Below are 24,924 nucleotides of genomic sequence, written 5' to 3'. Positions count from 1 at the left end.
CAGCCCCCCAGCCCCCTCTCCCACGAAAACGCGGGCGAGGGGGAGCCGACCGTTTTGTATCACGCATTGCGACAGAACTGCACAATTAAAGCCCCTCGCCCGCGCACGGGAGAGGGGTTGGGGTGAGGGGATCACAAAACCTACCCTTGGAAGCCAGCCCCCTCGCCCACGAAAACGCGGGCGAGGGGGAGCATTTTTACCGACGAATGACGGACAAACCAGCGAGTTAAAGCCCCTCGCCCGCCGCGTGGGAGAGGGGTTGGGGTGAGGGTTAACCCAATAAACCATTACACATAGAACATAATCCCAACAATCTGTGCCAATCTGTGGCAAAAAAATCGTGCTTCGTGACCTTCGTGACCTTCGCGGTTTCCTGCCTTCGTGGCCCTTCGTGTCCTTCGTGGATCAGCTTCTCCGGGCTACCTGCAAACGCTGGGCTGGCTTGCGATTTGGCAGTTGGCTCAATACGATGCTCGCGAGTACAACCAACGCCCCAAGCATTTGCAGCCAACTCAAGCGTTGATCAAGCACCAACCAGCCGAGAATTGTCGCCGAAACTGGGCTGAGCAAAATTAAAAATGACATTGTAGTGGTTGGCAGGCGCTCGATGCCGCGAAACCAAAAGAGATAGGCAATGCCAGTATTGACAATTCCAATCAGGCCAAAACCAAGCCAGTTGGTTGGCGTAAAGGTTGGCGGCATGCCCTCGATCAACAAGGCAATTGGCACGATCATCAAGCCACCAACCACCAATTGCCAAGCGGTATAGGTGATTAATGGCACTGGCCGACCCCAATGTTTGTTCAGCGTAATGCCCACGCCATAGAGCATCGCGCCGCCAAACGCCGCCAGCATGCCCCAAATATCAAGTTGGGCCTGTGGGCTGATCAGCATCATGCCAACCCCCAACACGCCTAAGCCCGCCATCAACAGCAAGCGCGAGCTGACCCGCTCTTTGAGCACAATCCAGCCCCAAAATGCCACAATAAACGGCTGCAATGCGCCCAACGTAGCTGCGATGCCACCAGGCAAACGGTAGGCTGCAATAAATAATAATGGGAAGAAGAAGCCAATATTCAACGCGCCCAGCACCAGCGAACGCCACCACCAAATGCCTTTGGGCAATTGCCGCCCCCACGCCAAAAAGATCAGGCCAATTGGCAAGGCCCGCATCACGCCCACCAACAAGGGTCGGTTGGCTGGCAACCACTCGGTTGTAATAATATAGGTCGTGCCCCATAAAATCGGCGCAATCGCCGTTAGTAGCATATTCCAAAGCCGTTGCATCGCCGCCACCTTCGCTAAATTCCATCAGCGCCGTGTCTGTGCTATCCTGATGGTATTGATAATTTGTCTTGACATCAAGATATACGTCATTTATCTTCATGTCAAGTATCTTTATATCGAGATATATTATGCAAGACCAAGTAGATTGTTTTATTGCAGAGTGGCAGCGCGAACGACCGGAGCTTGACGCGTCGCCGATTGGCTTAATTGGGCGGATTGCGCGTTTGGAACACCATTTGAGCCGTGAATTGGCGCGGGTATTCAGCCAATTTGGCTTACAACGTGGGGAATTTGATGTGCTAGCAAGTTTGCGGCGGTCGGGAGCGCCCTATCAGCGCAGCCCAACCGCCTTATTCAATACGCTTATGCTTTCATCAGGAGCAATGACCAACCGCCTTGATCGCTTGGCTGCTCGCGGTTTGATCGAGCGCATCCCCGATCCGCACGATCGGCGCAGCCTGTTGGTGCAGCTCACAGCGCAGGGTCTGGATTTAATTAATCAGGCGGTCGAGGCCCATCTTGCCAACGAACGACGGCTGATTGCCAGCTTGAGCACGGAGCAACACGCCCAATTAGCCGAATTGTTGCGCACATGGCTGCTGGATTTGGAACAACCTCAGGCTTGAGTAACCAGCATCAAAAGTTCGGCTTGGCTCAGTGCTTCGCCAGTGGCTTCGGCTGCTTGGCGCTCTATTTGGCCCAAACGCTGGTCAAGCTGCTCGCGCAGATTAGCCACATCGCGCAAACTGACGCTCGAATAGCCAACATCGCAGGCTTGGCGCAAGCTCGCCGCGCCCCCAAGTAAATAGGCTGCATGGTGAGGGTTTACTGGTGCAAGCCATTCAGCAAAGCCCTCGAAGGAAATTGCCAACGAACGTTGGACATTTAAGCGCGCTGCCATCGCCACTGCTTCGTGCAACACGTCGCCTGCTTCGCTACGCTTGCTGCTCGCTTGGCGCAACAAGGCCAAGCCCAACCCATACAAGGCCATAATTAATGGCGATGATTCTTCGTTTTGGCGATGAATTGCGATGCTTTCACGAAATAATTGCTCAGCCTCAGCATATTCATCCATATTCAGCTGGGTCGTGGCAATATTTTGAAACGAGACAGCTTGGCTCATTTGGTCGCCGAGCTGTTGGTAAATTGCCAAACTGGCTTGAAAATAATCGCGGCCAGCGTGATGATCGCCTTGAAATTGCGCGACCGAGCCAAGATTGTTCAAAATAATCGCTTCGCCCCAAACATTAGCTTGTTGCTGGCGAATTGCCAAGGCCGCTTCGTAGACCTCGCGGGCAGCAGCATAATTGGCTTGTTCGGCGTAAATCATGCCCTGATTGTTCAATAAACGCGCTTGATAATCCAAATCGTTGAGCATTTTTGCGTGGGGTAGCGCCTGACCATAGGCTTGCAACGCCGAAGGATAATCGCTAATTGCATACGACAGCAGGCCATTGGCATAGCCAAAATGCAGCTGAATTTGCGGCTCGAAGCTAGCAGCATGCGCCCCAACCCGCGCAATCCAGCTCAATCCTTCGCGGATATAGCCTTGTTGATACAACGGCAGCACCATGCTCGCAATAAAGCGGGCAATATCGCTGTAGCGTTGTTGTTGATAGAGCCATTGCAAGGCGCTGCGAATATTGGGCATGGCTTGATTCAGGTGTTTGCGCCAAAGCATCCCTTGGCCTTGGCGAATGCCCGCATCAATATCCAAAGCCAATTGTTGAAACGCCTTGGCATGGACATCGTGACAGGCATAATCCAACTGGGCGTTGCGTTTGAGCTGGCGCGCAGCATATTGGCGAATCGTATCGAGCATGGTATAGGTCGGTTCTTCCGAGGCGGCGTTGTTCAGCAATAGCCCTTTGGCGACCATTGCATCCAAGGTTTTGGCAATATCGATCGCGTTGGGAGCTTCGTTGGCCAATAATTGCACTTGGCTGAGCGTCCATTCGCCCTGAAACACGCCCAAACGCGGCAACAACCAGCGAATCGCCGGAACACTATAGGAAATGCACCAATCCAAGACTGGGTGCAGCACTTGTTCAGGGGCTGGCGCGGCTCCCACGTTTTGCTCAGCAGGCAGATAATTGCGCAACAACAGTAGCAAATCGGCGGGCCGCAGTGTATCGCTATGGGCTGCAACCAACTCTATCGCCAAAGGCAAACCCCGCAAGCGCCGACAAATCTCGACGATATGCAAGGCATTGGTTTGATCGAGCATAAATTCTGGCCGCACGCGCCGAATCCGATCCAAAAACAAGGCCACCGCTGGACTCATGCTAATGGTTTCAATTTGCACCGCGCCGCCGCCAAGCGGAATCGCCAATGGAGGAATTGGAATAACTTCCTCGTTGGGATCGTTGGCAGCTTGCTGACTAGTAACGAGCACGCGCACCTGCTCGGTTTGGCTGAGCAAGCCAATCACATGCGGCGCGGCAGCAATCACCTGCTCCATATTATCGAGCACAATCAGGCATTGCTTATCGCGCAAAAATTGCACCAAAGCTTCTTCGTAGAGCAAACTACCGCGCTCAGCCAAGCCAAAGGTGCGGGCAATCGTTGGAATCACCAAATCGGGGTCAGCGAGGGTAGCGAGCGAGATAAAGGCTACGCCATCGCGAAACTCACTATACAAACGATCGGCAATTTGAATGCTGAGGCGAGTTTTGCCAGTGCCACTTGGGCCTAGCAACGTGGTAAAACGAGTTGGCGATTGCCGCAAACGAGTCACAAGCGCTGCAACATCTGCATCGCGGCCAATCAATGGTGTGGTGAAGGTTGGAAACCCAATGCGTTGCATAACCTGATCTCCCGTAGCTTGATTGTGTAGTATGCCGCAAAAGCGCTGTAAAAACAAAGGTCGCAGCAGGTTTAAATCTGCCAATCGTACTATGACGATCGGTAGCTTGGCATGCTATCCTCTTTTAGCCAGAAAGTACCCCATTTATTCGCCCAATAGCTCGCTACAATACAAGGACTGATGCTGAAACACTTACCAAGGAGCAATGATGCACTTGCGTTTTTTATTGCTGCTCGTGCTGGTTTGCGGCAGTTTAAGCCTGAATTCTACGAGCACTGTTGCCCAAATCAACCTCTGTTTTGCTGATGTGCCAGGCATTACAAATTGTATTAGCGGGCGCTTTTTGGAATATTGGCAACAAAACGGCGGCTTGGCAGTTTTTGGCTATCCGCTCTCGCCTGCTCAAAGCGAAACAACCGCCAATGGAAGCTTTACGACTCAATATTTTGAGCGCCAACGCTTTGAATTACACCCCGAATTAGCAGCGCCGTATGATGTGTTGCTTGGGCGTTTGGGAGCCGAAATCTACGAGCAACGCCATGGCAACTGGCGCAACGCCCCCAAAACCAATCAATCAACCCAAGGCTGTTTGGTCTTTAACGAAACTGGGCGCTCAGTTTGTGAGCCATATCTGAGCTATTGGGTTAATCATGGCTTGCTCGACGATTCGCTGAATGCCTACGAGCAATCGTTGAGTTTGCTGGGCTTGCCGCTCACCGAGCCGCGCCTTGAGCAAAACCCCGACGGCGATTGGGTGATGACCCAATGGTTTGAACGCGCTCGGCTCGAAAATCACCCTAGCGCGGGAATTTTGCTTGGCCGTTTGGGCGCAGAACTCAAGCCCGCGACCAACCCCAGTTATCCGAGCGAAGTCACGGCCTTGGTCGATGCTATTAATCGCCAGCGCAGCCAAAACGGCCTGAGTGCGCTCACGATCAATCCAACCCTCAACCAAGCAGCGCAAATTCATAGTGATGATATGGCGCGCAACGACTTCTTCGAGCATACGGGCAGCGATGGCTCCAATGCTGGCGAACGCATGCAACGGGTTGGCTACTCGTGGCGGGCTTGGGCCGAAAATTTGGCAGCTGGCTATACCGATGTTCAAGCCTTGGTTGATGCGTGGATGCAAAGCCCCGGCCATCGCACAAATATGCTCTCCGCCGATGTAACAGAAATTGGCATTGGCATCGCCCGCAATCCAAATACAACCTATAAAATCTACTGGACTGCCAATTTTGGCGCACGCTAGGTTTGCTCGATCTGCACCACCCGATCACGGGCTGCTAAATCGCGCAGCAACTGAATTGTGGCATGAGGAAAACTGGCTTGGGCAAGCGCAACCACGTCTGGCCCTTGCCAAGCCCCAATCTCAAACAACGCTGTGGTTGGCCGGCCTTGGCGCAGAACTGTAGCTGTTGCTGGCAACAATTGGCGATAGCAATCCAAGCCATCGGGGCCGCCATCAAGCGCCAGCGTTGGCTCATGCAAGCGCACGCCAGGATCAATTTCATCGAGCAAGGTATAGGGAGGGTTGCTCAACAGCAAATCAATTTTCTCGGGCAATTGGCTCACGCCATCTCCATGAATCAGCTGAATTTGCTGTTGCAGGCCATGGCGCTCAACATTGCTTTGGGCCACCGCCAAGGCATCTGGCGAAAGATCGACCGCATATACTTTGATATTGGGAGCATGTTTGGCCACCGCCACCGCAATACAACCGCTGCCAGTGCCAATATCGGCCACCACCAAAGGCCGATTTTGCTGCTTAATCCAAGTGAGTGCTTGTTCGACCAAAATCTCGGTATCAGGCCGCGGCACCAAAACCCGTTGATCAACGTTAAATGTTAAGCCATAGAATTCGCGCGAGCCTATCAGGTAGGCAATTGGTTCTAGGGCACTGCGCCGTTTAAGCAACTGTTGAAAGCTAGCGGCCTGCTCAGCAGCAAGTTGCTCGTTGAAGCGGGCCAAAATTTGGGTCGAATCGAGGCCGAGCACATGCGCCAACAACACCCGCGCATCAAGCTGCGGAGTCAGCGAAACGCTGCTCAATTGGTTGGCGGCCTCAATTAATGCTTCGCGCAAAGTTATGGTTGCCATTCAGGAATTCCTCAGCATATTGCGATACCTACGTAATGCACTCGTAATCTGCACATCTAGAGACTCCTTGGCGAATCAGGCATCATTGCGCTAGCAGCAAACAAACTCACAGGCGCGGCAGTTTCACACTCGAAGGAGGTTGGATTGTGGATCGTGGTGTGATTTTCTTTATCTTATTGGTGGTTATTATACTCTTGATTCTCTTGGTGATCGTGGCGCTTGGTGGCGAGGATCAAGCCACTGCAACCAGCATCGTTCAGCGCTTAATCACCCAATTTGCCTGAGCATCGCCAAAGGTGCTACCATTCGCTCCAGATGAGAAGCCAAGATTGGCATTAGTGGTAACGGAAGGATACAACCATGCAACCATCTGGGCAATCGATTGCATTAATTGGCCCAAGCGGCGCAGGCAAAAGCACCGTTGGCGTAGGCTTGGCTCAAGCCCTCGGCTGGCGTTTTATCGATTTAGATCAACTGATTATCGAGCGAGCAGAAAAAAGCATTAGCGAGATTTTTGGCGACGAGGGCGAGGCTGGTTTTCGCGAACGCGAAACAGCTGCCTTGGTGCAAGCATTACAAACCGAACAGGCCGTCATCGCATGCGGTGGCGGCATCGTTTTGCGCGAAGTTAATCGCCAATTGCTGCGCGAACAAGCCTGGTGTGTGTATCTCACCAGCGCCATCAGCACCTTGGTTCAAAGGCTCAGCAACGATCCAAGTAATCCACGGCCATTGTTGGCCGACGATGTGAGCCAAAAACTGGTCATTCAGCTGGCTGAGCGCTTGCCACTTTATAGCACGCTTGCCAATTGGACCATCCAGACCGATGGTTTAGCGCCGCAGATTGTGGTTGAGCAACTGATTCGCGCTTGGGGCTTGGTGGGCAAGCCCCAGGTCAGCGAAGTATTTAGCTCGTTCAACAGTCGCTATTATGTCAAAAGCGGCGCACTGGCAGCGCTGCCCAACGAACTTGCCAACCTTGGCTTGACCGGCACATGCTGGCTGATCAGCGATACCCATGTTGGGCCGCTGTATGCGCCAACCGTGAGCCAAGCCTTGGAGAATGCAGGTTTTAGCTGCCAACGCTACGATATTCCGGCCCAAGAAGCCAGCAAATCATGGCAACAAGCGGGCGAACTCTACACCTGGCTGCTGGAAAATGGCGTGCAGCGTGGCGATACCGTTTTGGCGCTTGGTGGCGGCGTGGTTGGCGATTTGGCGGGCTTTATCGCGGCCTCAATTTTGCGCGGCATCGCGGTTGTGCAGTTGCCAACCACCATTTTGGCGATGATCGATAGCAGCATTGGCGGCAAAACGGGCATTAATCACCCACGCGGCAAAAATTTAATTGGCGCGTTTCATCCGCCACGCTTGGTATTAATTGATGATGCAGTGCTGAGCAGCTTGCCACGCCGCGAACGTGCCGCAGGCTGGGCCGAAGCCGTCAAACATGGCGTTATTGCTGATGCAGCGTTGTTTGATGATTTGGAGCGTGCAGGAGCCAGCCTCAATGATGTGCCCGCCAACATCACCAGCGAGCTGTTGGTGCGTTCGGCGGCAGTTAAAATTGGCGTGGTCAATCGCGATGAACGCGAAACTGGCGAGCGCATGCTGTTGAATTATGGCCATACGCTGGGCCAAGCAGTTGAGGCCGCAACCCACTACAAACGCTATGTGCATGGCGAGGCAGTAGCAATTGGCATGACCTTTGCCGCCAACCTTGCAGTGCAGCTTGGCATGTGGACAAGCGCCGAGGCCGAACGCCAACGTGCCTTGTTGCAAGCCTTGGATCTGCCCACAGCATTGCCGCGCGATTTGGACATCGAGGCCACGCTGACAGCACTCAACTTGGATAAAAAACGCGCCAAGGGCAGCGTGCGCTGGGTGCTGCCAACCAAAATTGGCCATGCCCAAGTTGAGTCGCACGTCGATCCAGAACTGGTGCGCAAACTGGTTCATGAACTAGTCGACCAAGCCTAAAATATTGATCTCCTCACCCGTGTTCAGTAGGCGAGAGGTTTTTAGCCTATATTAAGAGGATGTGTGGGGCATCAGCATTAATAAAAACAATCTATAAAACCAATATTAGGGGGTGCAGGGGGATGAAAACCCCCTGCGTCTCCCGCCTTGAGGCGGGACGGAAGGGTGGTGAACTAGGAGCAATCCAAGCACCTAACCCATAGCCAATTACCCACGATAGCGAAACGCCGGATTTTCTAAATAGGCTTCGAGGCTCATTGCAGCTTGGTCACGACCTGAGAGCGTTGGCTCGCTGATTGGCCATTCGATGCCAATTTGTGGATCGTTCCAATACACCGCGCCCTCAGTTTCTGGCGCATATAAGCCTGTACAGCGATATTGCACTTCGGCAAACTCCGAGAGCACCACAAAGCCATGGCCAAAGCCTGAAGGAATCAGGAACTGTAAAAAGTTATCGGCGCTAAGTTCAACCCCAACCCATTTACCAAAAGTCGGCGAACCCACGCGCAAATCCACTGCTACATCGAAAATTTTACCAAGACTACAGCGCACCAATTTATCCATTGGCTGGCGCTCATCTTGATAATGTAAGCCACGCAGCACGCCTTGCTTGGAACGTGAGTGATTATCTTGAACAAAATCGGTAGGCAGACCGAGTTCAGCAAACTTGGTCTGGTGGTATGTTTCAAGGAAGAAGCCGCGTTCATCGGCAAACACGCTTGGTTTAATAATGACAACGCCATCAAGCGCCGTTTGCGTTACGGTCAAACTCATTGCCTTTATTCCTTTCGCCATTTTGTGGTTCGATTATCCCACAATTATAGAGCATAGCTGCCCAAAGTGAGTTTTCTATGAAGATGCGTCATGTTCAGTTTCCCCAAACCTCGGAGTATCTCAGTTTACGCCAAGCCTTGAGCGTGCTCAAACAATTGCTCGGCGCTCGGCCAGCTTGGGTTGTTGGCGGTACGCTGCGCGATTTGGTGATTGGGCGGGCCTTGCAAGATGTTGATTTAGTTGTCGATCAACCAGCAATTGCCTTAGCCCAAACCCTTGCCAACCAGCTCAACGCCAGTTTGGTGGTGCTCGATGCAGAGCGCGATATTGGCCGCGTCGTGCTGCACGATGGCAACTATCTTGATCTTGCGCATTTGCGCGCAGCAGATTTGGTAGGCGATTTGGCTGATCGTGATTTTACGATTAATGCCATGGCCGCGCCGCTCTACGAGCAAGCCCAACTTGGTCAGATTATCGATCCGCATGCTGGCTTGGATGCGATTCAAAGCGGAACCGTACGCATGGTGCAAGCAACAGCGTTTACGAACGATCCCTTGCGCATGCTGCGCGCCGTACGCATCGCGGCCCAACTTGGCTGGCAGCTTGATCCGGCAACCGATCAGGCGATTCGGGCGCATGTCGAAGCAATCACGCAAGTCGCAGTTGAACGGGTGCGCGTTGAATTATTGGCAATTTTAGCCACTCGTTGGAGTGCTAGTTGGTTACGCTATTTGGATCGAATTAATCTTTTGCCAAGTTTAATGCCTGAGATTCGCCCAATGTACCACCACACCCAACCCAATATTCACTTTTTAGATGTGTGGGAACATTCGCTCGAAACAATTACGGCAGGCGAATGGTTGCTCGCCCAATTGGAGCATGATCAACAGCCAGCGCCAGTAGCACCCCCAGCGAGCGCCGACGATTGGCATCCACCAGCCTTTTTTCAGCAGCCAGCAACCTTGCGCATGCTGCCAAACCTAAGCTTGCAACTGCAATGGGCCAAGCAAATCGTGGCTCAAATTCAGCAGCCAATTGGCAACACCGCCAGCCATCGAGCACTCTGGAAAATGGCCATTTTGCTGCACGATTGTGCCAAGCCAGCAACCCGCGTCGATAAGCCCGATGGCAGCGTGTCGTTTCACGAACATCAAACCGTTGGAGCCGAAATTGCGCGCGGCGTGTATCAGCGATTAAGATTTAGCAACCAAGAAATTGAATATATGTGCAAGGTGATTGCTGGGCATATGCGGCCAGGCCAGCTCTATTCGCAACCAGAAACCAGTGCCAAAGCGGCCTATCGCTTCTTTCGCGATTTAAAGGAAAGCGCTGTTGATACCTTATTACACGCCTTGGCCGACCATATGGCCACACGCGGGCCATTGCTGCAAGAACATCATTGGGCCTACCAAGCAGCTTGGACAGACGCAATGCTTGGGTTCCACTGGGATGCAGAGGCCCAACAAAAACGTGCGCCCTTCGTTGATGGGCACACGTTAATGCAAGCGCTAGGTTTGCCAGCTGGCCCGCAGATTGGGGCTTTGCTTGAGGCAATTCGTGAGGCTCAAGCTGCTGGCGAAGTGACCGACCGTGAAAGCGCCTTAGCGCTGGCGCGTCGACTTCATGCGTAATTGTGGCTCGTCGCTGTCGTCCTCGACGAAGGGCGTTGAGCGCGAAACATAGGGCAATGCGGCTAATGCCACAAGCAGGAGCGCAACAAAAAATAATGTCGTCAGCATGGCGACCTCCATGGGCTTGTGTTTCCAGAGGCAGCGTACTCAATAACTTCATGCTACGCCAGTATGACTATCTGATGAGCGCCTGATGGCCGACTGACACTCCGCCGTAAGACCGATTAAATGCCAAGCCGATCAATAACCATAAGTTGGTTTATTGATCGGCTCGTTTAATTGCCTAAATTTTAGGCTTTAGCTTGCTTTTGCAAGTCCGCCAATTGACGATCAAGGCGGGCTGAGATGTCGCGGTACATATCGCCACGTGATCGGGCGGCATCAAGTTTACGTTGTAAGTCGATGACGCGCACCAAAGCAGCCAAGCCAACGACAATCAGAAGCCAACGAGCCATTGAAAAATCTCCTCGCGATACGCAGAAGTTGATCTATGTGCTCATTGTAGCATAACCCTGCCTAGAGTGTCACCAATTGCTGCAAGCCTTGTTCAGCTTGTTGGCGCAAGCTAGCAACCTTGGCGCTGAATGCGTCGCGTTGTTGGCTATCGCTCAGATCACTCAGATTAACCAACACATTTAAGCACGCGCCATTGACCGCTGCAAACGCCAAATAGCCGCCAACTTGGGCATCGGTGCGGGCATTGGCGTTGCCTTGGGTCGCCAAAAGCTGCAAATCAGCAAACAAACTAGCAGCTTGTTGTGCAACCTGCAAGGGAATTTCGCAGGCATGGAGAATCGCAGCGGCCATTTGTTGCTCACGATCAGCTTGATCCTCAGGCAATTTACGGGCAACGCTGATCGCGTTAAACGCTGCGCTATCAGCCAACGCCAATTTGCCTAAATTTGTCGTGGCCTCGCTCACGCGCTCCAAGGCGGCGGCGATAATTGGCTTAACCGCTGCGTATTTTTTGCGGCTAACCGTCAAATTTGCCACCATTTGGCCTAATGAGCCAGCCAAAGCCCCGGCCAACGCTGCCGCCGAGCCGCCACCAGGCGTTGGCGTACCAGCAGCAAAGGCTTGCAAGGTGTTATTTGGCAGCCAATTGTCGCTACTTGGCGCGGCCAATTTGGCCTCAAGCACTTGGTCGCGGCGAAAGTTGTTGAGTTGCAGATAATGCTCGGCAGCATCAAACAGCGCATCTTGCGGCACCAGCCCAATCACTTCGCCTTCGGTAATCGTCACGCCATAGCGCATGGCTTCGGCGCGCACCAATTCTTGCACCCGATGAATTGGCGTGCCACGGAAATTAACCAAGTTCATCGAGATTTGGGCGCGGCCATCGACCAACAAACCCAAGGCTTTGACATAGCGCAAACCGCCACCAAGATAGCGAATCGATTTGGCGATTTTTTTGGCAATCTCAACATCGGTTGTATTTAAATAGATGTTGTAGGCGATCAATGGTTGGCGTGCGCCGACGACGGTCGCTCCGGCGGGCGTTGCCACAGCTGGGCCAAAATCTGGCGCGCGGGCTGCATCAACCCCAACAGCTTTGCGCCAAGCTTCATATTCGCCCTTGCGCACATCGGCCAAATTCTGGCGCTCGGGGCGGGTTGCTGCCTCTTCGTAAAGATAGACCGCAATCCCCAACTCTTCGCCAATGCGCTTGCCAACTTTGCGGGCCAAGGCCACACATTGCTTCATGCTGGTTTGGCCAAGCGGTACAAATGGCACAACATCGGTCGCGCCGATGCGCGGATGTTCGCCGCGATGTGTATCCAAATTGATCAAGCCTTGGGCAGTGCGCGTGGCTTGGAAGGCAGCTTCGCCAACCGCCTCGGCCTCGCCTGCAAAGCTAATCACCGTGCGATTATGATCAGCGTCAGATTGAACATCGAGCAATTGCACGCCAGCAACTGCCGTAATTGCATCACGAATGGCGTGCACAACCTCAGTGCGACGACCCTCGCTAAAATTCATAATACTTTCGACCAAGCCCATTGATGTCTCCTTTGACGAACCACAACGGCCCAAGTATAGATCAGATGCTGAGAATTTGGTTAAACAACAGGCCCAGAATCTTAATCGCCCATTGACATCATCCTCACCTAATACTCATCTGTTGGCGGCATACTACAGGTGCGTTTCCTCTCAATCCGAAAAGGTCAGCCGTGCTCTTGGGTGGAACGGCACGGCTGGCTCAACGGAACTGATTTTTCCTCACCAAATAGCTGCACCAAGACCAACCAAGCATGATACAATACAGCGCGAGTTGGAAGCCTTAACTCAATGAGTTGAGGATTACTGGCTTGTTTGCGATTGAAAATACCGTGCTATCGTAACAACATTTGTCGATCAATTTAATCTTTGCTATCTGAGGGACGCACATGGCTGATACAAGCGATGAAAAAAAGGCGCGGCTCGATGCGATTCGCGCAGCCAATGCCGCTAAAAAAGCTGCTGAAGGCGAAGCGCCAGCGGCTGCACCTGCACCTGCTGCGCCGGTCGTAGCGGCAACAACTGAGGCTCCCGCAACTGCTGCGGTTGGTGCCAATATGTCGGATGATAAAAAAGCACGCTTGGAAGCAATTCGGGCTGCGAAAAAAGCTGCCGCTGATGCACCTGCTGCGCCAGGTGTGGCTGCAACGCCAGCGCCTGCCGCTGCTGCACCTGTGGTTGCCGCCACACCTGCCGCCGCGCCAGCAACTGCCGCGCCTGTCGCACCAAAACCAGCAGCACCAGCCAGCACTGGCAACGATTCAATCAGCGCCAATTCGATTATCTCGCTGACTATGCTTGGTCGGCTCAAACGGATTATCGTTGGGGTTGCCTTCTGTGTGTTGATTGGCTTGGGCTTGGCAACGGTCACCGGCGAATATCTGCTCGGTGGTGGCTTTGGCGCATTGATCGGCGCTGTCGGCGGCTTGATGGTTGGCGATTGGCCAGCAGTCAAAACCACTGGCGACTAAAAAAGCCGGTTAAACAAAAACAATCCTCTGCAACCAGATTGGAATTGCAGGGGATTGTTGTTTTAGCTAGCGTAAAACGGTTTCTTGCCATTCGTTGAGCCAGCGCTCGCGGTTGGCCGCAATATCTGCTGGCGCAAGCGTTACCACCTCGCTTGGCACTTGAGCATATTGGCTAAATTCAGCAGGCACTTTGGCGCTTGGCAAGGCAGGATAAACAAACATCTGGCCGCCAATGTCGCTTTGGAATGCGTCGCTGAGCATATAGTCGATCCAAGCTTTGCCCAATTCAGGGTTTTTGGCATCTTTCAACAAGCCCACAAATTCAATTTGTTGGAACGAAGCACCTGGCAACAATACATTGCCAGTTGGCGCATCGGTCAAGGGCGTTGTGGCAAACATCACTTCGGCAGCAGGGCTGGTGGCGTAACTCACCGCCAACGGATATTGGCCATCGCTGGCTCCGCTAAAATCGCCATAATAGGCTTCTTCCCAACCGCTTGCCACTTTGATTTCGTTGGCGCGCAAATCGCTCCAGAAGTTGCGCCAGGTATACTCGCCGCTCTCGCCAAAGTGGCCAATCGTGGCTAACATAAACGACAAGCCAGGCGATGAGGTGGCTGGATTTTCAACCACCAACTTGCCTTTCCACTCAGGCTTGGTCAAATCGCGTAAATCGGTTGGCAAACTCAAGCCAGCTTCGGCCACAGCAGCTTTATCATAATTAATTGTGACATAGCCAACATCAACTGGCGAAACCCGATTTTGGGCATCGAGCTTCAATTCGGCAGGAATTTGCTCGAGATTTTTGGACGCATAAGCTTCGAAAATATCTGCATCAAGCGCGCGGCTCAAAAAGGTATTGTCAACGCCATACAACACATCGCCCAAGGGTGCGCCTTTGGCCAAAATGCTCTTGTTCAGTGCCTCGCCAGCATCGCCCGATTCGAGAATCTGCACGGTTGCGCCGGTCATTTCTTCAAAGCCCGAAATAACTTCGCTGCTAATTGCAAAGCTATCGTGCGAAACCACCACCAAGGTTTGGCCAGCAAATTGGCCGCTATCGGTGGGTGCTTGGGTGGCTTGGGTCGCTGCTGGCGTAACCTCAGCAGCAGCGGTTGTGGCTGGCGTAGGTTCGACTGCCGTTTCAGGAGTTGGCGTAGCCGCCGCACCACAGCCAGCTAAAACCAATGAACTGATTGTTAAAAAACTAAGTAACCAACGTTTCACGAATAAACTCCTTGAACATTGGCTAGAGACCACATGCAAAAATCCCGCGCACGGCGGGATTAAACCACGCCGCTTTCCTTCGCTCGTGCTAACGAGATCAGGTTCAGAGGGTCTTTCGCCGTTGCGAAATCTCAGCCATGTGGCACCCCTAGCGGTTGTTATCTGTAATTGCCCACACAATAGCACAAAAAATTTGAATCAGCAAAAGCCAGTTCTCCATCCTTCGTGCTCTTCGTGTTCTTCGCGGTTCCCGTAAACTGACCCCTTGCCCCTGAATCCTGACCCCTCTGGAACAAGCTTTGGAATTGCCGCGTGTGATGATAAGAGTAGCTAGAAACCCCACAGGTTTGATCGAATTGGAACGCCTATGCGGTATGGCCAACCCGCCTAGTAGCATCACCCACGGATGCGCTCGGTTGATCGATCAAACAGGCAACTAGCCCAACGACGCGCCAGTTAGCCAATTTGGAACCGAATTGGAACATAGCTGGAACATGCTTGGAACCATAAGGAGGGTGCGATGTCGATTGTGCTTGATCAACTGACCAAACGCTACGAGCAACATGCGGTGGTCAATAAAGTGGCACTGCAAATTCACGATGGTGAATTTTTTGTGCTGCTAGGGCCGAGCGGGAGTGGCAAAAGCACGATTTTGCGCATGATCGCAGGCTTGGCTCCGGTCGATACTGGCCGGATTGTGCTGCATGGCCGTGATGTAACCGATTTGAATCCTCAGGCCCGCGATGTGGGCTTTGTCTTCCAAAATTATGCCCTGTTTGAACACATGACAGTGGCCGAAAATGTTGAATTTGCTTTACGCATTCGCAAGGTTGAGCGCAAGCAACGCAGCGAACGCCGCGACCAATTATTAGAACTCGTCGGCTTAGCAGGCTTGGGCAAGCGTTTGCCCCGCCAACTTTCTGGCGGCCAACAACAACGGGTTGCTTTAGCCCGCGCCTTGGCCCACAACCCAGCAGTGTTGCTGCTCGACGAACCTTTTGGCGCACTCGATGCCAAAATTCGCACCGATTTGCGCCGCAATTTGCGCAGCATTCAACGCGAACTAGGCATTACCACGATTTTCGTGACCCACGATCAAGAAGAAGCGTTTGAATTAGCCGACCGGCTCGGCGTGATGAATATGGGCCGTTTGCTCGAAGTTGGCACGCCCAATGAGCTCTATCAACGCCCACAAACCGAATTTGTCGCCACCTTCCTTGGTAGCGCCAATGTGCTGCTTGGTCAGTGCAACGATGTTGGGGTGCAGGTTGGGTCGATGACCTTTCCGTTGCAAACCTCAAGCACTGCCGAGCATCACCCCGCTGTGCAAGTCGTCATTCGCCCAGAAGATGTAGTTTTGGCCAAAACCGAAGCCGCGTTACGCGCTCCATCGCTGGGCCAAGCCACAGTCGAAACTCAAACCTTTGTTGGGGCATTTGAACGAATTCGCCTGCGCTTGCCTGCGTTGCCCGATGTCCACTCGATTGCACCAGTGCGGCCTTTTGGCGAGCACGCAATTTTGATTGATGCCCTGCGCAACCCAGATGAAGCGCGCAATTTGCCAATCCACAGTGGCGATCAATTGTGGATCGGCGTACGGCGCTTGCATGCACTCAGTCAACGCGGCCTGAATGTTTTAATGATTTCCGATAGCCAGCCAGTCGCCGAAACCGCCTTGAATATTGGCGGCAACTTGGCTCGCCTCGCCCATGCCCGCGCAACGGTCGTGGCCCGCGATGGCAACGAAGCTGGTTTGCGCACCCGCATCCAAGCAGTGCGCGAGCAACTTGGCGCTGGCTTGCCCCACTTGCAAACCCGTTTATCAACCACCAGTTTGATTGAAACTGTGCGCCGCGAAACCGAACACGAACCCTGCGATATTGTGGTGCTCGGCACGGAAGCACGCAATGCAGAGCGTGATGCAACCCAATTGTTAAGCGTGGCCCAACAGCATGTCCTGCTCGTGCCACCAACCGCCAAAGCATGCAGCAAAGCCCTTATTTGCCTAAGCGATGGCGAGCCAAGCAAAGAAGATGTAGCGTTTGCCGGGCGCTTATTGGGATCGGTGGGCGCAAGCGCAACCCTGATTTCGGTAGCAACCCAAACCAACGATATTGACCGCCTCGAGCGATTTTTACAAAGCAGCGCCGCTAGTTTACGTCGCCATGAAGTTGTGACCGACAGCAAAGTGCTGGTAGGCAACATAGCGCAAACCATCAACGCCGAGATCAAACGCGGGGGCTATGATCTGGTGATTGTTGGTGCGCCACTGGGAGCCTACAGCAGCAATTACGACCTTGGCAGCGTGGTTGGCCCACTCTTGAGCCAACTTAGCGTACCAGTTTTGATTATTCGTTCAAGTTATCTTCAGCCAATGCCTGAACGGCTGGCTTTGAATGTTTTGGAGACAGTGGCATGAAACGCTTGCATTTTAGCTTATTGAGTTTGTTAATCGTCGCGTTGTTGGCAGCATGTGGCGAAGCCAGCTCAACCACCACCAGTGGCAATGGCGCAGTTACCACGATCACGTTGGGTGCATATACCACGCCGCGCGAAGCCTATGCCAAATTAATTCCACTGTTCCAAGCAAAATGGAAGGCCGATACTGGCGGCGAGGTCAAATTTGAAGAATCGTACCAAGGTTCGGGTGCGCAATCACGGGCCATCGTCGAAGGGTTTGAGGCCGATTTAGCAGCGCTTTCGCTCGAAGCCGATATTAACCGCATCAGCGATGCTGGCCTGATTACCCACGATTGGAAAGCTGGCACGCACTCAGGCATGGTCAGCACCTCGGTTGTGGTCTTTGCAGTGCGCGAAGGCAACCCCAAAGGCATCCAAGATTGGGCCGATTTGGCCAAGCCTGGGGTGCAAATTTTGACTCCCGACCCACGCACTAGCGGCGGCGCACAATGGAATATTTTGGCCTTGTATGGCGCAGCCAAACGTGGCCATGTCACTGGTGTGCCAGCCAATGATGAAGCAGCCGCCCAAGCCTTCTTAGCGAGCGTGCTCAAAAATGTCGTGGTGTTCGACAAAGGCGCACGCGAAAGCATCACCAACTTTGAAAAAGGCGTTGGCGATGTGGCAATCACCTATGAAAACGAAGTGTTGGTTGGCCAAAAAGGCGGCCAAAAATACGAAATGGTCATTCCATCGTCAACCATTTTGATCGAAAACCCAATTGCCTTGATCGACAAATCGGTTGAAAAACATGGCAATCGCCAAGCAGTTGAAGCCTTTATCAATTTCTTGCACAGTCGTGAAGCCCAAGAAGTGTTTGCTGAATTTGGCTTGCGCTCGGTCGATGCCGATGTTGCCAAGGCCACTGCTGAGCGCTATCCCGCCATCAGCGATCAATTTACGATCAATGAATTTGGCGGCTGGAGCAAAGCCACGCCCGAATACTTTGGCGATAATGGCGTTTATGCCAAAGTGCTAGCGCAGGTCCAGCAATGACAACCCAAACAATTGAACGAACGACCCCACGTTTACCGTGGGGTCGTTGGAGTATCCGCGGCGCTGCCTTAACCTATTTGGCAGTGTTTTTGTTATTGCCGTTAATTGTTGTGGTGGTTGATGGGCTGGGCGCTGGCGTTGAATCGATCATCAGCATCATTAGCTCACCGATTGCCCGCCACGCCATTTGGCTCACCATTTGGACAGGGATTGTGATGGCGTTGATTAATGCCGTCATGGGTTTATTGACGGCATTTGTGCTGGTGCGCTATGAGTTTCCCGGCAAAACACTGCTCAATGCTGTGGTCGATTTGCCATTTGCCATCCCCACTTTGGTCACTGGCGTGATGTTGGTCATTTTGTATGGCCCGCAAGCAGCGATTGGCGGCTGGCTCGATCAGCAATTTGGCTGGAAGGTGATTTTCGCCCCCTCAGGCATTATTTTGGCGCTGCTGTTTACCTCGTTTCCCTTTGTGGTGCGCTCAGTTCAGCCCGTTTTGATCAACCTTGATCGGTCGAGCGAAGAGGCTGCTGCCACTTTAGGCGCGCCAGCCTGGCAAATTTTTTGGCGCGTCACCTTGCCAGCGCTCCTGCCAGCCTTGGTTTCGGGCACATTGCTGAGTTTTGCGCGGGCCATTGGCGAATTTGGCGCGATTGTGGTGGTTGCTGGCAACATTCCCTTGCGCTCGCAAACTGCCGCCATCTATGTGTATGGCGAAATCGAATCGGGCAGCCAACGCGATGCGAGCGCCATGTCATTAGTGATGTTGGCGATTGCCCTTGGCACAATGACCTTGGTTGATTGGCTCAGTCGTCGACGGCAGGAGGTAAACCCATGAACTGGCGCAAATGGCTATTAATTAGCATTGTCGTGGGCTACATGGGAATGTTGATCATTGCCCCGTTAGGTGCGATTGTATTTGGCGCATTTCGCGAAGGTGTGCCAGCCATGATCGAGGCGTTGCAACACCCGCACGTGCTGCGCTCGTTTGGCCTGACCATCATCATTTGCTTGGTGGTGGTGGCGATTCATGGCATCTTTGGCACGCTGGTGGCGTGGGTGTTGGTGCGGCATCAATTTGTGGGCAAAGCGCTAATCAATCGCTTACTCGATTTGCCATTCGCCATGTCGCCAGTCATTGTTGGCTTCACCCTGATTGTGCTTTTTGGCCGCAACGGCGTGCTTAAGCCGCTGACCGAAGCCATGGGCTGGCAAATTGCCTTTGCCTTGCCAGGCATGATTTTGGCAACCTTGTTTGTCACCTTGCCGTTTATGATTCGTGAGTTAATGCCGGTGCTCGAAGCCTTTGGGCGCAAGCAAGAAGAGGCAGCCGCAACCTTGGGCGCAAGTGGCTGGCAAACCTTCCGCTTAGTGACCTTTCCAGCCTTGCGTTGGGCCTTTTTGTATGGACTCGGCCTGACGTGTGCCCGTGCTTTGGGCGAGTTTGGGGCAGTGTTAGTGATTAGTGGCGGGATTCAAGGCCGCACCGAAACTGCAACCGTCTATATTTTCCGCGCCCTCGACGACCGCCAATATGCAGGAGCCTATAGCGCTGCCTTGCTGCTTGGCGCAATCTCATTGGTCTTAGTTCTAGTCATCGATGTCTTTCATCGGCGTTCACAAAAGAGCATTGAACATAGAACATAAAGCAAAGAACACAGAGCAAAGAACATAGAACATAGAACATAAGGCTATAGGCTATAGGCTTTCGGACATTGATTTGGAACCCACAGCATTAAAGCCAATAGCCAATAGTTGTACTGGTACATTGGATTGGCAACCTGATCCCCTCACCCCCCACCCCCCTCTCCCACTGGACGCGGGCGAGGGGGAGCACTGGTGTTTCACCGACAAATTGCGTCAAAACCACGGGATTAAAGCCCCTCGCCCGCGCCACGGGAGAGGGGTTGGGGTGAGGGGATCAGGTTGTGGTTAACGTGATGAACCAATACAAATAGCCAATAGCCATTTGGTAATCTGTGGCAAAAAAACTTAACCTTCGTGGATAAAATCTTTAAACTAGATTTTATAGCGATGGGCTATCGGAGTTTTGGTTGAAATACCCCAAACTCGATAGCCCATCTTCGTGGTTAAAAATGCTAGCGCTAAGGTCTATTTCAATAACTGCTAATCAGTTAGCGTCATCCCGCATTAGCGAACGACAGTGACCTCAACATCAAATACCAAATCGGCGTTGCCAGGAATTGGCCCTTGCCCTTGAGCACCATAGCCAAGTGCCGAAGGAATGATCAAGCGACGCTTGCCACCTTGCTTCATGCCAACTAAACCTTCGTTCCAGCCAGTGATAACCATCGCAGCACCGACGTTTTCAACCGCAAATGGTTGAGCACCAACGTTTGAATCGAATTGTGAACCATCTGATTTAAGATAGCCAGTGTAATAGACTTCAGCAGTTGAGCCAGCGATTACTTCAGGGCCAGTGCCGACCACAATATCAACATAGCGCAAGCCACTTGCGGTTTGCTTGGCTTCTAAGCCAGCAGGCAAGGCAGGAATAACTGCCGAAACATCTGAAATATCAACACCTGCGGTCGCTGAGGTTGGCACAACAGTCGGGTTTGCAGGGCGCTCAACCGCACCACAGCCAACTAAACTCACCGCAACCAACATCGAAAGCAAAATCCGTTTCACGTAAAACCCTTTCATTGCAAATTGAAACCAAACGTCGCTATTATACCCTGCTTCACATATTCATCAGCTTTGCATCATTTTCATAGCCACGCAAATATTCTAGGATAGGGCGTGGAACAATCTGTGCATGGTTGACGTTCTATTGATAGGCAAACACAAAGGGGGTTCCCAATGGAACGATTGTCAGACAAAATTTCAGCCGCATTATTTGTCGTTATGCTTCTGTCGATACCCTTTTTATATGCAATTGTCAGCGGCAGCTAAAGTTAAAATGACTGTCGCCAAATATTAATCTCGCTCAGCACATGAGTCGTGTATAATGCGGCGAAGGAGATTAGGTATGGCACAACCAACCGAGATTGTTCATCTGCTACGCCCATTCGGGCGGCGCTTACGCCTTGCCGATACATTGCAATGGCTGAGTCGCACATTTTGGCTCCCTGCCCTTGGCTTTGCTTTAATTCAAGGCGCAGGTCGGCTCTTCCCGATTCCCAACTGGACATTATGGTCATTAGTGCCCTTCGCAATTTGGCTAGTTGCCTTATTGGTGGTAGCACTACGCCCACAATCGAGCAGCCGCATCGCCCAACGCAGCGATCTTGAGCTTGATTTGCGCGAACGCCTATCAACCGCGCTCGAATTGCACAAACGCGATGATCGTGGGCCACTTGATGATGTGCAATATAACGATGCACTCGATAAAGCTCGCAATGCCAATGCCAAGGATATTCGGGTTGCGCCACCACGCAAACATCGCTTGTGGTGGGGTTTGGCAGCATTGTTTTTGATCCTAGGCATCACCTCTGCCGTGTTACCGAATATTCAAAGCAATGTCTTAGCTGAACGCGAAGCCGTCAAAACCGATCTTGAACGGATCGCCGACCGCATCGATGAAACGCGCGAAGAAATTGCTAAGGACGAAAAACTTTCACCAGAAGAACGCGCCGAATTGGATCGCCAATTGGCTGAATTGTCCAAGGATTTGCGCGAAAATACTGGCTCGCGCGAAGATGCGTTGGCTAAAATCTCGCGCACCGAACAACAACTGCAAAAGCGTTTGGATTCACGAGCGAGCGCACGCCAAGCCTCGTTGCAAGAGCTAGCCCAAGCCTTGAAGAATCAACGTGGTGCCAGCCAAGAGCAACGCCCAGAGGCAAGCGATGCAGCCAAAGAACTCGAACAGGCCGCTCAGGATGCAGAAAAGATGACTCCTGAACAGCGCGAGCAATTGGCCAATGCACTTGAGCAACAAGCCAACCAAACCGCTGCAACCAACCCTGAAATGGCTCAATCGTTGCGCGATGCTGCGAGCGCTTTACGCAATGGCAATCTTGCCGATGCCCGCTCAGCCTTGCAACGAGCAAGCAATCAAGCTAGCCAAAGCGCTGAACAATTGCAAAATCAAGCAGGCGTTGAGCAAGCCTTGAGCGAAGTTCAAAATAGCCGTGATCAGGCAGCCCAAGCTGGTCAGCAAGGTGAGCAAAATCAGCAAGCTGGTCAACAAGGTCAACAAGGTCAGCAAGGCCAACAAGGCCAGCAAGGCCAGCAAGGCCAACAAGGTCAGCAAGGTCAGGGTCAAGGCCAAGGTCAGGGTCAAGGCCAAGGTCAGGGTCAAGGCCAAGGTCAGGGCCAGGGTCAAGGCCAAGGTCAGGGTCAAGGCGGAGGCGGCAGCCAAGCAGGGAATCTTGGCTCAGGCAATAGCAACGGGAGCGGCAACGGCACAGGCCGTAATGATCGCGACTTCCCGGGCACTGGCAACGACAAAGGGATGGTCTACCAACCGTGGAAACCAGGCGATCCCAATAATCCAAGCAATGTGACTGGCCAACCCAATGGCAGCGGCAGTGCGCCAAGCCAACCAAGCGGCAGCACAGGCCCTGGCATCGCCAATGGCTCGCAAGTACCGTATAATCAAGCCAACCCGAACTACCAAGAATCGGCAGGTCGGGCAGTGGATAGCGGATACATCCCACCACAACTGAAGAACTTTATCCGCGACTACTTTAACCAATTGGAACAGTAAGAGGATTCTATGTTTCTAGCCCTTGAGTTCGTGTTTTTGAGCCTGCTTGCAGGCGGTATGTGGACCCTGTTGGTCGCGACGCGACGCTTCAACATCAGCCAACGTGCAATGACGATTTCGTTTGCTGCTACTGCGCTCGGCTGGATGGGCTTTTTGCTCACCACAATTGCTCTGTTGGTGTATGCCACAACACAACTCACGTAGCGAAGAGCAAGAGTTTTAGGTTCGAGGCTATAGGTTTTTGCTTGAATCAGGTATGATTCAGAGACCTATAGCCTTTTGTTGATAAGGAGTTTGGATGCAATACACTGAACGCGATGCTGAAATGTTTCGGCGCACTGCCGCTGCCATTGAGGCTGAAATAGGCAAAGTGATTGTAGGGCAACGCGCCTTGATCCGCCAAACATTAATTACCTTGCTGGCAGGCGGCAATGCCTTGCTCGAAGGTGTGCCTGGCTTGGCCAAAACCACCCTGATTCGGACGCTTTCTGATGCTGTCGATTGCCAATTTAGTCGGATTCAGTTTACCCCCGACTTGATGCCTGCTGACATCATCGGCACGACGATCATCGCCGAAGATGAACAAGGGCAAAAAGAGTTCCGCTTCCAACGCGGCCCGATTTTCTCCAACCTTGTGCTGGCCGATGAAATTAACCGCGCAACGCCAAAAACCCAATCGGCGCTACTAGAGGCCATGCAAGAGCATACGGTCAGCGTGGCTCGCACCAGCTACAAGCTCGAAGAGCCATTCTTTGTGCTCGCAACCCAAAACCCACTCGAAATGGAAGGAACCTACCCGCTGCCAGAAGCGCAGCTCGACCGGTTCTTCTTCAAAATCAATGTGCCATTTCCATCACCGCAAGAGTTGGTAGAAATCGCCCAACGTACCACCGGCACGGATCAAGCCAAGCCGCAAAAAGTCATCAATGGCGCGACTTTGATTCAGTTGCAACAGATGGCGCGTTCGGTGCCTGTTGCCACTCATGTGCTGAGCTATGCAGCCCGCATTATCAGCGCAACCCACCCAGATAGTGCACTCGCACCAGAGCAAGTCAAACGCTATGTGAGCTATGGCTCCAGCCCTCGGGGCATGCAAGCCTTGATTTTGGCTGGCAAAATTGGGGCCTTGCTCGATGGTCGCACCAATGTGGCCTACCGCGATTTGCGCGATATGGCAACCCCAACCTTGCGCCACCGGATTATCTTGTCGTTTGAGGGTCAAGCTGAGGGAGTTAACAGCGAAAGCATCGTCAATAGCATTTTGGAATCAATTAAGGAAGAAGCATGACCCGCCGTATTGCCCTAATCATCTTGGCTCTCGTTTTGGCCAGCTGTGGCAGCTACGAAGCTGATACAGGCCGCCAAGTCAGTATTCGCCCAACGATTGTGCCATCAACGCCAGCTCCGCCAGCAACCAAAGATACGTTGGGCATTGCCAGCGAGTTTATTCCGTTGGCCGCGCCAGCCCAAATTCCTGCCGACGACCAACGCTCGCTTGGCGATCCTAACGCGCCAGTGACGATTGTTGAATATAGCGATTTCCAATGCCCATTCTGCCAGCGCCATCATGTATCGGTTTTTCCTGACCTGAAGGCCAAATATATTGACACTGGCAAAGTGCGCTATGTATTCCGCAACTATATCGCCGTCGAAAGCCATACCTCAGCGCCAGCAGCCGGTGTTGCCAGTTTCTGTGCGATGGATCAAGGCAAATTCTGGGAGATGTACGACATCTTGTTTGTGCGCGCCAGCGAGTGGGGCATTGACCCTAATCTTGCTCCTCAAACAATGCTCAAGTATGCAGAAGAATTGGGCTTAGATAGCAAAACCTTTGCCCAATGCCAAGCAGATCCAGCAGTCTTAGCCAAAGTTAACGCTGAAACCGCCGAGGCCGTCGCTGCTCAAGCAACTGGCACGCCAGCCTTTTTCATTGGCAACTACATCATTCCAGGTGCCTACCCAATGGAAGGCTTCGATGCAGCAATCACTTTGGCAAGCCAAAATCAATAATCGTTGGT

The 24,924-nt window shown here is 52.7% G+C and carries 23 protein-coding genes and 1 riboswitch; of the genes, 14 read left to right on the top strand and 9 right to left on the bottom strand.

Annotated elements, in window-relative coordinates:
- Window positions 1–405: 405 nt before the first annotated feature.
- Window positions 406–1,287 (bottom strand): EamA family transporter, encoded by an 882-nt coding sequence (locus C5S61_RS26545; protein ID WP_240614574.1) that lies wholly within the window; start codon window positions 1,285–1,287, stop codon window positions 406–408.
- Between the two features lie 128 nt (window positions 1,288–1,415).
- Here C5S61_RS26545 and C5S61_RS26540 point away from each other — a divergent pair, with 128 nt between their 5' ends.
- Window positions 1,416–1,913, top strand: a complete 498-nt coding sequence (locus tag C5S61_RS26540) for a MarR family winged helix-turn-helix transcriptional regulator (protein ID WP_110520599.1) — start codon at window positions 1,416–1,418, stop codon at window positions 1,911–1,913.
- Here the strand turns inward: C5S61_RS26540 and C5S61_RS26535 are convergent.
- Window positions 1,904–4,093: an ATP-binding protein gene (locus C5S61_RS26535; RefSeq protein ID WP_110520597.1), complete on the bottom strand. Its 2,190-nt coding sequence runs from the start codon at window positions 4,091–4,093 to the stop codon at window positions 1,904–1,906. The genes C5S61_RS26540 and C5S61_RS26535 overlap by 10 nt on opposite strands.
- A 208-nt stretch (window positions 4,094–4,301) precedes the next feature.
- On the opposite strand from C5S61_RS26535, the gene C5S61_RS26530 reads away from it, so the two are divergent.
- Window positions 4,302–5,345 carry a CAP domain-containing protein gene (locus tag C5S61_RS26530; protein ID WP_164689804.1) on the top strand — a complete coding sequence of 348 codons (1,044 nt, stop codon included), beginning with the start codon at window positions 4,302–4,304 and terminating at the stop codon, window positions 5,343–5,345.
- Here the strand turns inward: C5S61_RS26530 and prmC are convergent.
- Window positions 5,342–6,184: a peptide chain release factor N(5)-glutamine methyltransferase gene (prmC, locus tag C5S61_RS26525; RefSeq protein WP_164689806.1), complete on the bottom strand. Its 843-nt coding sequence runs from the start codon at window positions 6,182–6,184 to the stop codon at window positions 5,342–5,344. The two genes, C5S61_RS26530 and prmC, sit on opposite strands and share 4 nt — an antisense overlap.
- 155 nt (window positions 6,185–6,339) lie before the next feature.
- Here prmC and C5S61_RS27015 point away from each other — a divergent pair, with 155 nt between their 5' ends.
- Window positions 6,340–6,477: a hypothetical protein gene (locus C5S61_RS27015; RefSeq protein ID WP_164689803.1), complete on the top strand. Its 138-nt coding sequence runs from the start codon at window positions 6,340–6,342 to the stop codon at window positions 6,475–6,477.
- 76 nt (window positions 6,478–6,553) lie between these two features.
- Entirely contained in the window at window positions 6,554–8,173 is a 1,620-nt protein-coding gene (aroB, locus tag C5S61_RS26520; protein WP_110520591.1) for a 3-dehydroquinate synthase, read from the top strand.
- A 207-nt stretch (window positions 8,174–8,380) separates the two neighbouring features.
- Here the strand turns inward: aroB and rfbC are convergent, their stop codons facing one another.
- A complete protein-coding gene (gene rfbC, locus C5S61_RS26515) occupies window positions 8,381–8,947 on the bottom strand; it encodes a dTDP-4-dehydrorhamnose 3,5-epimerase (protein ID WP_110520589.1) in 567 nt (188 codons plus the stop codon).
- A gap of 77 nt (window positions 8,948–9,024) precedes the next feature.
- Between rfbC and C5S61_RS26510 the strand changes: the two genes are divergently transcribed.
- Entirely contained in the window at window positions 9,025–10,578 is a 1,554-nt protein-coding gene (locus C5S61_RS26510; RefSeq protein WP_110520587.1) for a tRNA nucleotidyltransferase/poly(A) polymerase-related protein, read from the top strand.
- On the opposite strand, the gene C5S61_RS27010 is transcribed toward C5S61_RS26510, so the two are convergent.
- The 3 genes from C5S61_RS27010 to ftcD form a co-directional block, all read right to left on the bottom strand.
- On the bottom strand, window positions 10,549–10,686 hold the full coding sequence (locus C5S61_RS27010) for a hypothetical protein (RefSeq protein WP_164689802.1): 138 nt from the start codon (window positions 10,684–10,686) through the stop codon (window positions 10,549–10,551). The two genes, C5S61_RS26510 and C5S61_RS27010, sit on opposite strands and share 30 nt — an antisense overlap.
- 182 nt (window positions 10,687–10,868) lie before the next feature.
- Window positions 10,869–11,033, bottom strand: a complete 165-nt coding sequence (locus tag C5S61_RS27005) for a hypothetical protein (protein WP_164689801.1) — start codon at window positions 11,031–11,033, stop codon at window positions 10,869–10,871.
- Between the two features lie 61 nt (window positions 11,034–11,094).
- Entirely contained in the window at window positions 11,095–12,579 is a 1,485-nt protein-coding gene (ftcD, locus tag C5S61_RS27000; protein ID WP_164689800.1) for a glutamate formimidoyltransferase, read from the bottom strand.
- A gap of 386 nt (window positions 12,580–12,965) precedes the next feature.
- Between ftcD and C5S61_RS26500 the strand changes: the two genes are divergently transcribed.
- On the top strand, window positions 12,966–13,547 hold the full coding sequence (locus C5S61_RS26500) for a hypothetical protein (RefSeq protein WP_110520585.1): 582 nt from the start codon (window positions 12,966–12,968) through the stop codon (window positions 13,545–13,547).
- Between the two features lie 66 nt (window positions 13,548–13,613).
- Here C5S61_RS26500 and C5S61_RS26495 read toward each other — a convergent pair whose 3' ends face one another.
- The gene (locus tag C5S61_RS26495) at window positions 13,614–14,774 is read right to left on the bottom strand and encodes a thiamine ABC transporter substrate-binding protein (protein ID WP_110520583.1); all 1,161 of its coding nucleotides are present in this window, start codon (window positions 14,772–14,774) and stop codon (window positions 13,614–13,616) included.
- Between the two features lie 57 nt (window positions 14,775–14,831).
- Window positions 14,832–14,934, bottom strand: a riboswitch (TPP riboswitch).
- 360 nt (window positions 14,935–15,294) lie between these two features.
- Between C5S61_RS26495 and C5S61_RS26490 the strand changes: the two genes are divergently transcribed.
- Genes C5S61_RS26490 through C5S61_RS26475 form a run of 4 tightly spaced genes read left to right on the top strand, consistent with a single transcriptional unit; the run spans window position 15,295 to window position 19,878 of the window.
- A complete protein-coding gene (locus C5S61_RS26490; RefSeq protein WP_110520581.1) occupies window positions 15,295–17,193 on the top strand; it encodes an ATP-binding cassette domain-containing protein in 1,899 nt (632 codons plus the stop codon).
- Window positions 17,190–18,230, top strand: coding sequence for a sulfate ABC transporter substrate-binding protein (locus C5S61_RS26485; protein WP_110520580.1), 1,041 nt, complete (start codon window positions 17,190–17,192; stop codon window positions 18,228–18,230). Before C5S61_RS26490 ends, C5S61_RS26485 begins: the two co-directional genes overlap by 4 nt.
- On the top strand, window positions 18,227–19,069 hold the full coding sequence (gene cysT, locus C5S61_RS26480; protein ID WP_110520577.1) for a sulfate ABC transporter permease subunit CysT: 843 nt from the start codon (window positions 18,227–18,229) through the stop codon (window positions 19,067–19,069). The genes C5S61_RS26485 and cysT overlap by 4 nt, the downstream gene beginning before the upstream one ends.
- Window positions 19,066–19,878 (top strand): sulfate ABC transporter permease, encoded by an 813-nt coding sequence (locus tag C5S61_RS26475; protein ID WP_110520574.1) that lies wholly within the window; start codon window positions 19,066–19,068, stop codon window positions 19,876–19,878. The genes cysT and C5S61_RS26475 overlap by 4 nt, the downstream gene beginning before the upstream one ends.
- A gap of 504 nt (window positions 19,879–20,382) precedes the next feature.
- On the opposite strand, the gene C5S61_RS26470 is transcribed toward C5S61_RS26475, so the two are convergent.
- On the bottom strand, window positions 20,383–20,883 hold the full coding sequence (locus C5S61_RS26470) for an FKBP-type peptidyl-prolyl cis-trans isomerase (protein ID WP_240614573.1): 501 nt from the start codon (window positions 20,881–20,883) through the stop codon (window positions 20,383–20,385).
- A 340-nt stretch (window positions 20,884–21,223) separates the two neighbouring features.
- On the opposite strand from C5S61_RS26470, the gene C5S61_RS26465 reads away from it, so the two are divergent.
- From C5S61_RS26465 to C5S61_RS26450, 4 genes are all read left to right on the top strand, one after another.
- Window positions 21,224–22,906 (top strand): DUF8809 domain-containing protein, encoded by a 1,683-nt coding sequence (locus C5S61_RS26465; protein ID WP_110520572.1) that lies wholly within the window; start codon window positions 21,224–21,226, stop codon window positions 22,904–22,906.
- A 9-nt stretch (window positions 22,907–22,915) separates the two neighbouring features.
- Window positions 22,916–23,110, top strand: coding sequence for a hypothetical protein (locus C5S61_RS26460; protein ID WP_054536849.1), 195 nt, complete (start codon window positions 22,916–22,918; stop codon window positions 23,108–23,110).
- Window positions 23,111–23,204: 94 nt separating this feature from the next.
- The gene (locus C5S61_RS26455) at window positions 23,205–24,194 is read left to right on the top strand and encodes an AAA family ATPase (RefSeq protein WP_110520571.1); all 990 of its coding nucleotides are present in this window, start codon (window positions 23,205–23,207) and stop codon (window positions 24,192–24,194) included.
- Window positions 24,191–24,916, top strand: a complete 726-nt coding sequence (locus tag C5S61_RS26450; protein ID WP_110520569.1) for a DsbA family protein — start codon at window positions 24,191–24,193, stop codon at window positions 24,914–24,916. Before C5S61_RS26455 ends, C5S61_RS26450 begins: the two co-directional genes overlap by 4 nt.
- The last annotated feature ends 8 nt before the right edge of the window (window positions 24,917–24,924 follow it).

Source organism: Herpetosiphon llansteffanensis (genome assembly GCF_003205875.1).
In the GTDB taxonomy this organism is placed as follows: Bacteria; Chloroflexota; Chloroflexia; order Chloroflexales; family Herpetosiphonaceae; genus Herpetosiphon; species Herpetosiphon llansteffanensis.
Note: the sequence above shows the minus strand (reverse complement) of the source record. Positions and strands in the feature narration are given on the sequence as shown.

Bases quoted from the DNA above. Each gene is read 5' to 3' on its own strand.
- C5S61_RS26465 (WP_110520572.1), top strand. From the start codon at position 21,224: ATGGCACAACCAACCGAGATTGTTCATCTGCTACGCCCATTCGGGCGG.
- C5S61_RS26530 (WP_164689804.1), top strand. From the start codon at position 4,302: ATGCACTTGCGTTTTTTATTGCTGCTCGTGCTGGTTTGCGGCAGTTTA.
- C5S61_RS26535 (WP_110520597.1), bottom strand. From the start codon at position 4,093: ATGCAACGCATTGGGTTTCCAACCTTCACCACACCATTGATTGGCCGC.
- C5S61_RS26450 (WP_110520569.1), top strand. From the start codon at position 24,191: ATGACCCGCCGTATTGCCCTAATCATCTTGGCTCTCGTTTTGGCCAGC.
- rfbC (WP_110520589.1), bottom strand. From the start codon at position 8,947: ATGAGTTTGACCGTAACGCAAACGGCGCTTGATGGCGTTGTCATTATT.
- C5S61_RS26510 (WP_110520587.1), top strand. From the start codon at position 9,025: ATGAAGATGCGTCATGTTCAGTTTCCCCAAACCTCGGAGTATCTCAGT.
- cysT (WP_110520577.1), top strand. From the start codon at position 18,227: ATGACAACCCAAACAATTGAACGAACGACCCCACGTTTACCGTGGGGT.
- C5S61_RS26460 (WP_054536849.1), top strand. From the start codon at position 22,916: ATGTTTCTAGCCCTTGAGTTCGTGTTTTTGAGCCTGCTTGCAGGCGGT.
- C5S61_RS26540 (WP_110520599.1), top strand. From the start codon at position 1,416: ATGCAAGACCAAGTAGATTGTTTTATTGCAGAGTGGCAGCGCGAACGA.
- C5S61_RS26475 (WP_110520574.1), top strand. From the start codon at position 19,066: ATGAACTGGCGCAAATGGCTATTAATTAGCATTGTCGTGGGCTACATG.
- aroB (WP_110520591.1), top strand. From the start codon at position 6,554: ATGCAACCATCTGGGCAATCGATTGCATTAATTGGCCCAAGCGGCGCA.
- C5S61_RS26485 (WP_110520580.1), top strand. From the start codon at position 17,190: ATGAAACGCTTGCATTTTAGCTTATTGAGTTTGTTAATCGTCGCGTTG.
- C5S61_RS26500 (WP_110520585.1), top strand. From the start codon at position 12,966: ATGGCTGATACAAGCGATGAAAAAAAGGCGCGGCTCGATGCGATTCGC.
- C5S61_RS26490 (WP_110520581.1), top strand. From the start codon at position 15,295: ATGTCGATTGTGCTTGATCAACTGACCAAACGCTACGAGCAACATGCG.
- C5S61_RS27005 (WP_164689801.1), bottom strand. From the start codon at position 11,033: ATGGCTCGTTGGCTTCTGATTGTCGTTGGCTTGGCTGCTTTGGTGCGC.
- C5S61_RS26455 (WP_110520571.1), top strand. From the start codon at position 23,205: ATGCAATACACTGAACGCGATGCTGAAATGTTTCGGCGCACTGCCGCT.
- C5S61_RS26545 (WP_240614574.1), bottom strand. From the start codon at position 1,287: ATGCAACGGCTTTGGAATATGCTACTAACGGCGATTGCGCCGATTTTA.
- ftcD (WP_164689800.1), bottom strand. From the start codon at position 12,579: ATGGGCTTGGTCGAAAGTATTATGAATTTTAGCGAGGGTCGTCGCACT.
- C5S61_RS27010 (WP_164689802.1), bottom strand. From the start codon at position 10,686: ATGCTGACGACATTATTTTTTGTTGCGCTCCTGCTTGTGGCATTAGCC.